This window comes from Clostridium sp. AF15-41, from assembly GCF_003604095.1.
Lineage (GTDB): Bacteria > Bacillota > Clostridia > Lachnospirales > Lachnospiraceae > Coprococcus.
The window spans coordinates 18,037-31,331 of the sequence record NZ_QTMQ01000001.1 but is presented as its reverse complement, the minus strand read 5'-3'; the positions used below and the strand labels follow the sequence as shown (position 1 = coordinate 31,331).

8 protein-coding genes and 1 other annotated feature are annotated in these 13,295 nt (G+C 43.0%); of the genes, 7 read left to right on the top strand and 1 reads right to left on the bottom strand.

The annotated features are described in order from the left end of the window. Position 1: 1 nt before the first annotated feature. The 3 genes from DWW43_RS00125 to DWW43_RS00115 are packed head-to-tail and all read left to right on the top strand — an operon-like array spanning position 2 to position 3,514. Positions 2-1,297 carry a DUF5716 family protein gene (locus tag DWW43_RS00125; RefSeq protein ID WP_008402001.1) on the top strand — a complete coding sequence of 432 codons (1,296 nt, stop codon included), beginning with the start codon at positions 2-4 and terminating at the stop codon, positions 1,295-1,297. Next, complete coding sequence (locus DWW43_RS00120) at positions 1,285-2,121, top strand: hypothetical protein (RefSeq protein WP_119962382.1); 837 nt, start codon at positions 1,285-1,287, stop codon at positions 2,119-2,121. The genes DWW43_RS00125 and DWW43_RS00120 overlap by 13 nt, the downstream gene beginning before the upstream one ends. A gap of 22 nt (positions 2,122-2,143) precedes the next feature. Beyond that, complete coding sequence (locus tag DWW43_RS00115) at positions 2,144-3,514, top strand: FAD-dependent protein (protein WP_119962381.1); 1,371 nt, start codon at positions 2,144-2,146, stop codon at positions 3,512-3,514. 234 nt (positions 3,515-3,748) lie between these two features. Here DWW43_RS00115 and DWW43_RS00110 read toward each other — a convergent pair whose 3' ends face one another. Continuing rightward, positions 3,749-5,116, bottom strand: coding sequence for a zinc ribbon domain-containing protein (locus tag DWW43_RS00110; RefSeq protein ID WP_119962380.1), 1,368 nt, complete (start codon positions 5,114-5,116; stop codon positions 3,749-3,751). Between the two features lie 62 nt (positions 5,117-5,178). Between DWW43_RS00110 and DWW43_RS00105 the strand changes: the two genes are divergently transcribed. The 4 genes from DWW43_RS00105 to DWW43_RS00090 all read left to right on the top strand — a co-directional run bounded on the left by DWW43_RS00105 (position 5,179) and on the right by DWW43_RS00090 (position 13,215). Beyond that, on the top strand, positions 5,179-6,150 hold the full coding sequence (locus tag DWW43_RS00105; protein ID WP_119962379.1) for an AraC family transcriptional regulator: 972 nt from the start codon (positions 5,179-5,181) through the stop codon (positions 6,148-6,150). Between the two features lie 140 nt (positions 6,151-6,290). Continuing rightward, on the top strand, positions 6,291-7,967 hold the full coding sequence (locus DWW43_RS00100) for an alpha-glucosidase (RefSeq protein ID WP_119962378.1): 1,677 nt from the start codon (positions 6,291-6,293) through the stop codon (positions 7,965-7,967). 172 nt (positions 7,968-8,139) lie between these two features. Further along, positions 8,140-10,197: a hypothetical protein gene (locus DWW43_RS00095; protein WP_119962377.1), complete on the top strand. Its 2,058-nt coding sequence runs from the start codon at positions 8,140-8,142 to the stop codon at positions 10,195-10,197. Positions 10,198-10,266: 69 nt separating this feature from the next. After that, positions 10,267-10,471: a binding site (T-box leader), on the top strand. A gap of 101 nt (positions 10,472-10,572) precedes the next feature. Continuing rightward, positions 10,573-13,215 carry a valine--tRNA ligase gene (locus DWW43_RS00090; RefSeq protein WP_044945721.1) on the top strand — a complete coding sequence of 881 codons (2,643 nt, stop codon included), beginning with the start codon at positions 10,573-10,575 and terminating at the stop codon, positions 13,213-13,215. The last annotated feature ends 80 nt before the right edge of the window (positions 13,216-13,295 follow it).

The following is a 13,295-nucleotide window of genomic DNA, read 5'->3' as shown; positions in this document are numbered from 1 at the left end:
CATGACGGAACATCCATTATATCTGGGATTGGATCTGAGTCCGGAGTATACACAGTTAAGTTATTATAAGCTGGATGAAGGAGTACCGGAATCAATCTGTCACAGTGATTCCAAAGATACATATTTGCTTCCAAATATTATGTTTTATACAGATAAATATAAAGACGGAACCGGAGCAAAGGATGAATCCGGTTGGAGTGTCGGAGCGGTGGCTGCCGGGAAACGGTTCAAGGAAGATGGCGTGGTGGTTGACCGTATTTACCAGAAGACGATCATCAACGAGGACACGGAGATCTATGGAACAAGTTATAAAGCAAAAGACCTTCTGGTCAAAATGCTGCTGCTTCATATCCGGGAATTCACAAAACAGTTTGAAAGCTATGAGATCAGGCGGCTGGTAGTAACGATCGCAGATGCCGATATTCATATCATTAAGGCAGTGCAGGAGTTACAGAAAGCACTTCATCTGAGTGATGAACAGTTTGAGATCACAAGCCATATAGACAGTGGAATTTATTACATCTTTAATCAGCCGGAGTCATTAAGAAATAACAGTGTGGTGCTGTTTGATTTTAACAGCAGCGGACTTGATTATTACAGATTCGATATTACGCATAACAAATCACCGGAGATTGTAGATGTATTTCATCAGAACCTGAAAGACCGCTTGACATTTTCAGCGTTTAAGAAGGACGATGAGGAGTTGGATGAGCAGTTCGCAGCAATCTGTCAGGAGCTTCTGGCAGAGACTTATGTGTCCTCGGTCTTCCTGACCGGAATTGGCTTTGCGGATAACTGGCTGAAGGAGTCGGCGACGATCCTCTGTCAGGGAAGACGGGTATTTGTCGGTCAGAATATCTATACAAAGGGAGCCTGCTACCGGGCATTTGGCGACCGGCATAGCAAGGTGCTTGACCGTTATCTGATTCGGTCGGAATATACAGTTGGCTTTGATATAGGTATCAGTTTAAATGATGACAGCAAGACATTTGTGCCGATCACCAGAGGAGGACAGGAATGGTTCCACACAAAGGGAAAATTATATATCTTTCCGGACGAATCGAATCAAGTGGAGCTGATTTATCGCAACATATTGACAGGAGATTATGATAAGGAACATATCGAGATCCACGGACTGCCGAAGCGTCCGCCGAAGACGACCAAGATCTCACTGGAAGCGGAATTCTACAGTGCGGAAAAGGGAGCGGTTGTTATCAGGGATGAAGGATTTGGAACGATGTTCCCGACCACAAATAAGATATATAGGAAGGAATTTGACCTGAAATGGGAAAAATAATTGTATGTAATACAAAAACTGCACAGAATCCATATACGTTCCTGAATACCAAGGTATCTGTATATTCCTACGAGGAATTGTGTTACTACCTGTATAATAATATGGTGCTGGTCGGGGAAGAAGATGTATCGGCGAGATTGTCGGCGTGGATCAGGAGAGAGCTTGATCTCGCGGAGCTTGCGGATAAGATCGATACATTACTTGAGAAGCATGCATTTGTTCAGGATATCATGGTGGAGATCCTGGTATATGGCGGATATTACAGCAGTGAAGAAGTACGGCAGTTTATGGCGGAATGCCAGAAGCTTCGTACGTTAAAATCTTACGAGGTCGAGAAGCTGCGGGCGGATGGATATCTGCGGTACAAGCATTATATTAAAGCAGGTGCGATCTATGATGAGATCATTTGCTATCTGGAAAAGGAAAAACAGGAGGATGAATTCCTCGGAAATGTATACCATAATAAAGCAGTTGCACTGGCCGGAAATCTTCAGCTTGATGAAGCAAAGAGCTGTTTTATTAAGGCATATTCTTTAAATAAGAATGAGGAATCCCTGATCGAATATTTCTGTGTGCTGGCAGTTACGGTGGATACCGCGACACTTGAAAAAGAGATTAAGAAGCGAGGACTTCCTGCGAACTTTTTAGAGGATCTGATGAGTGAAGTCGGAGATTCTAAAGAAGATGTGCGGGAGCTTCCAATCTACAATAAAGTCCAGAAAGCGGTTTATAACCGACTTCATGGACATATTGAAGATTATGACAGACGTATGGATACGATCCTGTCGGAATTAAAAGACGAATTCCGGGATCAGCTTGTCTGATAAATGAAAGGTAAAGTTGTGTATGAAGTATGATGTGATTATTATCGGTGCAGGACCGGGAGGAATCTTTGCGGCATATGAACTGATGAAGAAGAAACCGGAGTATAAGATTGCTGTATTCGAGGAAGGATATACCTTAAAAAAGAGAAAATGTCCGATCGATGGCGATAAGATCAAGAATTGTATTAACTGTAAGCATTGCTCGATCATGTGTGGATTTGGCGGAGCAGGTGCATTCTCAGATGGAAAATACAATATCACAAATGATTTCGGTGGAACACTGTATGAATATATCGGTAAGCAGAAAGCTGTTGACCTGATGAAGTATGTAGATGAGATCAACATGGAAAATGGCGGCGAGGGAACAAAACTTTATTCAACCGCCGGAACGAAGTTCAAGAAGCTCTGTCTTCAGAACAAGCTGAAGCTTTTGGATGCGTCGGTTCGCCATCTGGGAACTGATATCAACTATGTTGTTCTTCAGAATCTGTATGATCAGATGAAGGATCATATAGACTTTTATTTTGATACACCGGTTGATACAGTACAGGTTATTGATGGTGGTTATCGTATCATCTGCGATAAGGGTGAATTCGACTGTGAGAAATGTATCGTATCCGTTGGACGAAGCGGAAGCAAATGGATGGAAAAGGTATGTAAGGAGCTTGAGATCCCTACAAAATCCAACCGCGTCGATATCGGAGTCCGTGTGGAGCTCCCGGCAGTTATCTTCTCACATCTGACGGATGAATTATATGAAAGCAAGATTGTATATCGTACGGAGAAATTCGAAGATAATGTCAGAACCTTCTGTATGAATCCAAATGGAATTGTGGTAAATGAGAATACGAATGGTATCATCACTGTAAACGGACACAGCTATGAGGGTGATGAGAAGAAGACAGAGAATACAAACTTTGCACTTCTGGTTTCCAAGCATTTCTCAGAGCCATTTAAGGACAGTAACGGATATGGTGAAAGTATCGCAAGATTATCTAATATGCTGGGCGGTGGTGTAATTGTACAGAGATTTGGAGATCTGGTTCGAGGCAGAAGAAGTACCGTGAAGCGTATTGAAGAAGGGCTGGTAACACCGACCTTAACGGCAACACCGGGTGATCTGAGTCTTGTTCTTCCAAAGCGTATCTTAGATGGAATCATGGAAATGATCTATGCACTGGATAAGGTAGCACCGGGAACAGCAAATGATGATACTCTGTTATATGGTGTAGAGGTTAAGTTCTACAACATGGAAGTGGAGTTGGATGAGAATCTGGAAAGCTGCCACAAGGGCTTATATGTGATCGGAGATGGCAGTGGCGTAACGCATTCGTTGTCCCATGCCTCCGCCAGCGGTGTCTATGTTGCCCGCCATATCATTGGAGAAGAATAGGATTGAATAAAAGCTGGAGCTGTCCTAATGGCATCCGCTAACATATAATACGAATCCCCCTATACATGACATTGACGGATTTTCGTTATGAACTGCACATTGCCAGTAAATACGAGTGCTTGTCTGAGCCGAAGACGAGTTAGCACAGGAGTATTTACGAATCAGGCATGTGCAGAGAATAGAAAATCCGGCACGTCATTATAGAGGGGTTCGTATTGTATGTGGACGAAGGCATTAAGACAGCTCCAGCTTTTCAATGACAAAGCCTGCATTTTCCATATGGTAGTCACTGCCACAGTAAGGGCAGCTGCGCTGGCGGACAGTATCGAAGCTTGCGCCACAGGCAGGGCAGTGGACGGAAGTAATGGAGAAACCGGGCGGTTCCATGTAGGCGGTATTACGTCGGAGGGATACGTCGATACAGTCGCCCCGACGGTTTATGGCGCCATCATGTTCACTGTAGTTGATCCACCAGGTACGAAGATTCAGGCACAGTTCACTTCCCTCCATGTGGATATCATTGACAGTTAAAGCCTGCATGTAGGTCATCTCGATGATATCCTGAAAATATGGATCAAAAGAAGAACCACGATAGAAAGCAAGGTTTTCCGGGTGATCTGCCAGAACGGTCATGCGGATCAGGGAGATGATCTGGCCTTCAAATTTCTCGAAAGAAAAAACAGGATCATAAGGCGCAAATGCTCGTGAGATCTTTCCCTTTGCTGTCACATAAGACCAGAATGGAATACGTTTTCGACCGTCACGATTGAACTGCTTAATGATCAAAAGAATGGATGAAAGCATAAGTCCGGTGATGCCGCCGAAGATCAGTGTGACAAAATAGGACATGATCAGGCTGGCAGGAATCGGATTCTCCCGGTCTGAAAGAAAGGAAATAAAAGTAAATAGAAATACAACCAGAATAGTGATCCATATGGTGAAGCCTCGTTTGTTTACATTTTTCATGGAAGCATTATTCCGGATAAAATAGGTATTCGTGACACGCGGGAACAGATCCTTTATCTGGAAAACGGTGCTGCAGTATGGGCAACCCTGTGTCAGGGCAGCAACCGGATTGACAGCGCCACAGTTCGGACAGGTCATGGTCATATGATGAAGCTCTGCTTCATTTGGTGTATGCACAACCACCTCATACATGATATCATCTGATTTCCGGTCATATATGGTGCCGGATGTATTTTCAAATCGCAGATGCCGGTTGATCCTTTCGTCCATGGTATCAACGGAATACCAGACCGTGTTTCTTGTAAGATAAGAGGTGCCATTGGTGTCTTTGGCAGGCGTTGTGTAGTGGATCATTTGGATACCTTTGCGATTCAGACGTTCCTTCTGCAGGTGGAGGGCGTAGGAGGTATCACCGTCACAGCTCTTTGGCGGAAGGCCGGAATCATACCAGTGATTCAACTCTATGGCAAAATCATCATAAATGCTTTTGTGTTTTTCCCATGAAGGTTTGTATTTCTTAAATGCGGTCACCTGTTTTATATAGCGTATCAGTAATATAACGGCAATTATGATCAGTACGATACCGATTCCAAGGAAAATAAATGCAATGTACGATATAAAACCATTTGTCCCCATATAGGAAAAGTGTATAATGAAATATAGAAGATGTCCAGCATAAAATAAGAAAGGACCAAAGCATGAAAAAGCAGGAAATGGCAAATACATTGTTAAAAGAGAATAGAACACATGGAACGGTGCAGTATCCGGTTGCTTTGTACGAATGGAACGGAGAAAATGAGTGGCATGTGGTTCCGCATTGGCATGAGGAAATGGAATGGATCTATTTTCAAAAAGGTGATTTCCCGGTATGGATAAATACAAAGGAGTATCAGGTTCATGCACCGGCATTTATGTGCATCCATCCGGAAGAACTGCATGCATTGATCCTGGAAAAGGATGGTATAGAAAGTGCGGTTGTGTTCCCTGTTGATATCCTGTGCTTTGAACGGTATGATGCGGCGGAGGCGAAGGTGCTTGGCCCACTTGCAGAAGGAAAGCTTCGGATGCCGGTTCTGTGCCAGAGCGGGGATGCGGCATTTGAGGAATTGAGTGCCTGTTATAAAGAGATTGAACAGGTGCTTAGGCAGATGAAAGAACATGATACGAAGAAAGTGCAGCATCTGGATTCTTCAATAACGCGTGAGAACGTGGCAGGAGAACCGAAACAGAATCTACAGAAAAATATGCTCTATTTGAATATCAAGGCAAAGATGTTAGAATTGATCGCAGTTGCATATAAGTATGACCTGTTTACAAGACAGGTTAGGGAAGACAGGGAAGAATCCGGAACGGTAGAGAATCTGAAAAAGGTGCTGCAGTATATCGGGGAGCATTACGGTTCACCGATCCGCTTGTCCGAACTGGCGGAGCTGGTCAATATGAATGAACAGTATTTCTGCCGGTATTTTAAGAAGAATATCGGGAAGACGATCACAGAATATATCAATGTGATCCGTGTGGAGAAAGCGGCAACGGCACTTGCAGAGACAGAGGATAAGATCATAGATATTGCATCTGCCTGTGGATTTGACAATATTGGATATTTTATCAGACGCTTTAAAAAGGAGAAGGACATGACACCTTCCGAATATCGTAAAAAGTCAAAATAGTACAATAAAATAGTCAATTTAAAGATAGAAAACCTCTTTGTATTCCGTATACTGTAATTAAAGTGTAAAAAGAACGAGTATCTGTATCCAATGGTGGAACAGATACAGACAGTATAAAAGGAACACAGGAGGTTTTTATAATGAAAAGAAAATGGTGGCATGGTAAAGTAGCATATCAGATATATCCAAAGAGTTTTCAGGATACAAATGGAGATGGAATCGGTGATCTTCGTGGCGTAATCGATCATTTAGATTATCTGAAAAGTCTGGGAATTGATATTATCTGGTTATCTCCGATCTATCAGTCTCCATTTGTCGATCAGGGTTATGATATTTCAGATTATTATAAGATCGAGGAGATCTTTGGAACGATGGAAGAATTCGATGAGTTGTTAGCAGAAGCGAAGAAGCGGGATATGTATATCATTATGGATCTTGTTATTAATCACTGTTCTGATCAGCATGAATGGTTCCAGAAAGCATTAAAAGATCCGGAGGGTAAATATGGCGATTATTTTTATTTCCGTAAGGGAAAAGACGGCAATCCGCCAAGCAATTACCGGTCTTATTTTGGTGGAAGTGCATGGGAAAAGGTAGAAGGAACGGACTATTATTATCTTCATATGTTTGCAAAGGAACAGCCGGATCTGAACTGGAACAATCCTGAGGTATTAAATGAATTATATACCATGATCAACTGGTGGCTGGATAAGGGCGTTGCGGGTTTCCGTATCGATGCGATCATCAATATCAAGAAAGATCTGAGTTTTCCGGATTATGAGCCGGACGGACCAGATGGAATGACAGGAATCTTCCGTATGGTTGAGGGCGTCGATGGCGTTGGTGAACTGTTAGAGGATCTGAAGAAGCATACATTTGAAAAGTACGATGCGTTTACAGTTGCTGAAGTATTCAATATGAAGAAGGATGAGCTGGAAGAATTTATCGGTGACGACGGACATTTTTCAACGATGTTTGATTTCTCAGCGCATGAGATGACCTTTGGCGATCATGGCTGGTACGATGCGAAGAAGGTCGGATTTGATGATCTGAAAAAGGTGATCTTCCATGCACAGAAGGAATGTGAAGATGTTGGCTTCCTTGCAAATATTATAGAGAATCACGACGAGCCGAGAGGTGCGAGCCGTTATCTGCCGGATTACCTTCAGAATGAAGACGGAATCAAATTACTGGGAACGATCAGTGTTATGCTGCGTGGTATTCCGTTTATTTATCAGGGACAGGAGATCGGCATGCGTAACTGTCATGTAGCATCGATCGATGATTATAATGATATCAGTACAAAGAATGAATATGCAGTTGCGATCGAAGCGGGCTGCACGGTAGAAGAAGCGATGGAAGCCTGCTATGAGAATAGCCGGGACAATGCCAGAACACCGATGCAGTGGGATGATTCTGCACAGGCAGGATTTACGACCGGAACACCATGGCTCTTTGTGAATCCAAACTATAAAGAGATCAATGTAAAGGAGCAGCTTGGCAGAGAAGATTCTGTATGGCACTATTACCAGAAGCTGATTGCACTTCGTAAGTCCGAGGACTACAAAGAAGTATTTACCTATGGCAAGGTCGTTCCAATGTTTGTGGAGAAGAATGGAATATTTGCATATGCAAGAAAGACAGAAGACCAGACCGTTTACATTATAACGAATTACAGCAGAGAAGATATCACGGTTGATCTGCTGACTACAAATGAGCAGCCGAAGCTTCATGTTTTGTTAGATAATAAGAATGACGTATGCTTAAATGGCAACCGTATACGGTTAAGCTCCGGGCAGGCAGTGATCCTGGGATAATGCTTTGAATAATTGATCAACATATAAAACCATTAAAATGATGGCGAAACAGTGCTTAAAAACCATCATTTTGATGGTTTTTATTAGTTACAAGGAAATTAATATATGATATTCTGTTAAAAAGTGGAAATAAATTAGGGGTATTATAATGGCATAGAAATAGGGTGCATATATGAGAAAGAATTACAGGAAAGGTATCGGCAGATGGCTGACAGGAGTGCTGGTTATCAGCATGACACTTGGACAGATAACAGGCTGTCAGCTGACAGGTGGGAATCAGAATGGGGGAACAACCTCCGGGTATTTGACAGAAGAAAATACTGACAGGGCAGATGGCTCACAGACGACAACCGAAGAATCGACCACAGAAGAAGAGTGGAAGTCGATCATCTCGGGAGAATACTACAAGCAGGCAAAGGTATCCGGACAGACGAACCTGTATCAACTGGATATGAAAGTAGAGGAAGATGGTATTTACATCAATAAGATGTTTGCTTTTGGGGATGCCCTTGGAATCCAGTATGGCGTAGGAGAAGACGGTTATCTGGCACTATATGATCTGGCGGATCTCAGGCAGAAAGCGGTTGTAAGCTGCCCGAAGGATACATATGCGTCAGATGTATTTTCAAATGGAACCGATGAGGTGGTTCTCTATGATAAAGGCAACAAAGAGCTGATCCGTTATGGATCCTTGTTGGATCAGGAGACTGTTATGCCAATCGAAAAGGGGACACCGGACAGTTATCTGATGTCAAAGGATCTTACCGGCTTCTTCTATACAAATGCAGAGGATGGACAGATCTATGAATATGATCTGCGGTCAGGAAAAGAGGCAGAGGTGTGTCCGGCATATTCAGGAGAAGGAAAAGATACAACGCTGCTTGGATATGCAGAAAAACCGGAATATCTGGTGGTATCGGCATATGATAATACGGCAGACCGTTTGGAGGTCAGATGTTATAGTGTGACCGGCGTGGATGTAAAAGAAACCGGTGATTATAATATCGTGCAATTTGAAGGAAGTGGGGATAAATATTACGCATCGGTATATGCGGATGGTCAGGTCTATCAGGTGTATGGAGAAACGTCCGGGGAAGAACCGGGCATTTTGTTCCCGGATAATACAGGTGATTTTCAAGTTGGCTGCGATGTAGAACATGGTCTGGCTATGTATGGCAGTGCCAGTCAGTCGCAGGAGACAAATACACAGAAGCTGCAGTTCCGGATCTTTAATGTGGATACCGGTAAATGTGAAAACAGACTTGCAGTAACATTTCCGTTTGATGAAACAAATTATATCTATATCGATCAAGGTACTTATATAGATACATACAACTTCTTTGCATTTTCAACGAGCGGACTCACATCGGAAGTATACATATGGGATCTGAACGATGCGCGCAGCATTTCCGGTGATTCCAGAGTCTACCGTTATCCATGGAGTTATCTGGATCATCCGTCCGATGAGCTGAAGCAGGAGCTGCGGCAGCAGGCAAAGGATATCGGAGATCAAAATGGTGTAGAGGTACATATATTTGATGAAGTGACGGAGTGCGGCAAGGATATCTACCGGTATGAGACATCAGACAATGCACTTCTGACCGCGCAGTCATTGGAAGTTCTGAAGAATGAGTTGAAGAAATATCCGGATCGAATGTTGAAAAATCTGGATGATGGATATGGAAGCATATTAAAAATCTATCTGGCAGGTGCGATCATAGGAACAGATGAAACGGCACTTACAACAGCTGCCGGAGTTCAGAATACTCTGGAGAATGACACATTTCTGGTTATTGATATCAATGATCAATCCGCCTATATCAGCACGATCCATCACGAGATCTTCCATGCGATCGAGAACCATATGAATTACATCGGCTGTTGGTTTGATGAAGGAATTTGGTCGGAGTGCAACCCGGATGGATTCGATTATGATTACGATTATATTGCAAATGAAAATAGCTATGACAATACCTATGTAGCATTTTCATCCGGTGATGCATCAGAGATTGCATTTATTGACACCTACTCAAAAAGCTTTCCAAATGAAGACCGTGCGAGAGTATTTGAATATGCCATGACGGATCAGCAGAATGATAATGGATTCTTTAGCTATGAAAGAATACGGAAAAAGTTAAAGGTGATATCGGATCAGATGAGTGCATGTTTCCCGGAGGATGATGGAGCGACACTTATGCCGTGGGAAAGAGTATTGATGTATGAAAAATAGCAAGATTACGTTTAAAACCGCTTGACACTGGAAAGACTTCTGTTGTACTATGAGATTTAGTTTAACAGCATAAATGCAAGGAAAAAGAGGAGTACCATAAAGGAACTGCCAGAGAGGAAGATCCACAGGCTGAAAGGTCTTTCGAGGAAATTTGTGGGAAGGTAGCTTTGGAGCAGCACATCCGAAATGTTCAGTAGGATGCGCCGGGTCGTTCCCGTTACAGAATAAGATGAGTGATAAATTAAGGTGGTAACGCGTAAGATACGCCCTTTGGAACAGAGATGTTTCAAAGGGCTTTTTCTATGTAAGAAGATTGATTCTGTAAAGGAAAAACGCTCCACTAAAGATGCTATAAAAACAGAAAGGATGGAACAGATGAAAGAACTGGAAAAGACATACAATCCGGCCGACATAGAAGACAGGCTGTACAGAAAATGGGAAGATAAGAAATATTTTCATGCAGAGGTAGATCGCAGTAAGAAACCATTTACGATCGTTATGCCGCCTCCAAATGTAACCGGACAGCTTCATATGGGTCATGCCCTGGACAATACGATGCAGGATATCCTCATTCGTTTCAAAAGAATGCAGGGCTACAGTGCATTATGGCAGCCGGGTACAGACCATGCAGCGATCGCTACAGAGGTAAAGGTAACAGAGAAATTAAAGGCAGAAGGCATTGATAAGAAGGAGATCGGCAGAGAGGCTTTCTTACAGCATGCCTGGAAATGGAAAGAAGAATACGGCGGAAGAATCGTAAATCAGTTAAAGAAGCTGGGTTCATCTGCTGACTGGGACAGAGAGCGTTTTACAATGGACGAGGGATGTTCAGAAGCAGTTAAGGAAGTATTTGTCAATCTCTATGAAAAGGGATATATCTACAAAGGTTCCAGGATCATCAACTGGTGTCCTGTATGTAAGACATCCATTTCGGACGCAGAGGTAGAGCATGTAGAGCAGGAAGGACATTTCTGGCATATCAATTATCCGATCGTTGGAGAAGAAGGAAGATATGTAGAGATTGCAACGACCAGACCGGAAACCCTGCTTGGTGATACAGCAGTTGCTGTAAATCCAAAGGATGAGCGTTATAAGGATATCATTGGTAAGATGCTGAAGCTTCCTTTAACAGACAGAGAGATTCCTGTTATCGCAGATGAATATGTAGATATGGAATTCGGAACAGGCTGTGTAAAGATTACACCTGCACATGATCCGAACGACTTCGAAGTAGGTAAGAGACACAATCTGGAAGAGATCAATATTTTAAACGATGATGCTACGATCAACGAGAAGGGCGGCAAATACGCAGGCATGGATCGTTATGAAGCAAGAAAAGCAATGGTAGCAGATCTGGAAAAAGAAGGTCTTCTTGTAAAGGTTGTACCACACACACATAACGTAGGAACACATGACAGATGTAAGACAACGGTAGAGCCAATGATCAAGCCACAGTGGTTTGTCCGTATGAAGGAAATGGGCCAGGCAGCTCTTGACCTGATCAAGACAGATGAGCTGGAATTTGTACCGGAGCAGTTTGATAAGACATACATCCACTGGCTTGAAAATATCCGTGACTGGTGTATCTCCCGTCAGCTTTGGTGGGGACACAGGATCCCGGCTTATTACTGTGATGAGTGTCATGAGACGATCGTTTCCAGAGAAGTTCCGACGGTATGTCCGAAATGTGGATGCACACATCTGACACAGGATGAAGATACACTAGATACATGGTTCTCATCCGCACTCTGGCCATTCTCAACACTTGGCTGGCCAAAGAAGACACCGGAATATGAATATTTCTATCCGACTGACGTACTTGTAACCGGATACGATATCATCTTCTTCTGGGTTATCCGTATGGTATTCTCCGCACTGGAGCAGACAGGAAAGAGCCCATTTAAGCATGTTCTGATCCACGGACTGGTTCGTGACGATCAGGGCCGGAAGATGAGTAAGTCTCTTGGGAATGGTATCGATCCGCTTGAGGTTATTGATAAATATGGTGCAGATGCCCTTCGTCTGACACTGATCACAGGTAATGCACCGGGAAATGATATGCGTTTCTATTGGGAGCGTGTAGAGAATTCCAGAAACTTTGCAAATAAGATCTGGAATGCATCCAGATTCATTATGATGAATATGGAAAAGGCTGATTTCTCAAATGTAAAATTATCTGATCTTACGATCGCTGACCGTTGGATCTTATCCAAGGTCAATGATCTGGCAGTTGAGATGACAGATAACATGGAGAAATACGAGTTGGGTATCGCAGTTTCCAAGGTATATGACTTCATATGGGAAGAATTCTGTGACTGGTATATCGAAATGGTTAAGCCAAGACTTTACAATGATGCAGACGAGACAAAGGCAGCAGCCCTCTGGACATTAAAGACCGTTCTGATCCGGGCATTGAAATTATTACATCCATATATGCCGTTTATCACGGAGGAGATCTTCTGTAATATTCAGGATGAGGAAGAATCTATCATGATCTCTGACTGGCCTGTATATAAAGAGGAGTGGAGCTTTAAACAGGATGAAAATGCAGTTGATACGATCAAGGCTGCAGTTCGTGCAATCCGTAATCTGCGTACCGGTATGAATGTACCGCCAAGCAAGAAAGCAACTGTATATGTTGTATCTGCTAAGAGTGAGATCCGTGATATATTTGAAGCATCAAAGAATTTCTTTGCAACACTTGGATATGCAAGTGAGGTATTCATTCAGGATAGCAAGAATGGTATTGATGAGAATGCAGTATCTACCCTGATACATGATGCCGCACTCTATATTCCGCTTGCAGAGCTGGTTGATATCGACAAAGAGATCGAGCGTCTGGAGAAAGAATCCGGTCGTCTGGCCGGCGAGATCAAGCGTGCATCCGGTATGCTTGCAAATCCTAAATTTGTAGATAAAGCACCGGCTGCTAAGGTAGAAGAAGAAAAAGCCAAGCTTGCAAAATATACAGAAATGAAAGCCCAGGTTGAAGAACGTCTGGCTCAGTTAAAGAAGTAATAACAGAGACGCAAAGCTGTGTCCATACATGAATCGAAACGACAGTGTCGACAGAAATGATTCATGGTATAAATTCAAAA

Coding starts and splice junctions, on each gene's coding strand:
- DWW43_RS00125 (WP_008402001.1), top strand. CDS start 2: ATGACGGAACATCCATTATATCTGGGATTGGATCTGAGTCCGGAGTAT.
- DWW43_RS00120 (WP_119962382.1), top strand. CDS start 1,285: ATGGGAAAAATAATTGTATGTAATACAAAAACTGCACAGAATCCATAT.
- DWW43_RS00115 (WP_119962381.1), top strand. CDS start 2,144: ATGAAGTATGATGTGATTATTATCGGTGCAGGACCGGGAGGAATCTTT.
- DWW43_RS00110 (WP_119962380.1), bottom strand. CDS start 5,116: ATGGGGACAAATGGTTTTATATCGTACATTGCATTTATTTTCCTTGGA.
- DWW43_RS00105 (WP_119962379.1), top strand. CDS start 5,179: ATGAAAAAGCAGGAAATGGCAAATACATTGTTAAAAGAGAATAGAACA.
- DWW43_RS00100 (WP_119962378.1), top strand. CDS start 6,291: ATGAAAAGAAAATGGTGGCATGGTAAAGTAGCATATCAGATATATCCA.
- DWW43_RS00095 (WP_119962377.1), top strand. CDS start 8,140: ATGAGAAAGAATTACAGGAAAGGTATCGGCAGATGGCTGACAGGAGTG.
- DWW43_RS00090 (WP_044945721.1), top strand. CDS start 10,573: ATGAAAGAACTGGAAAAGACATACAATCCGGCCGACATAGAAGACAGG.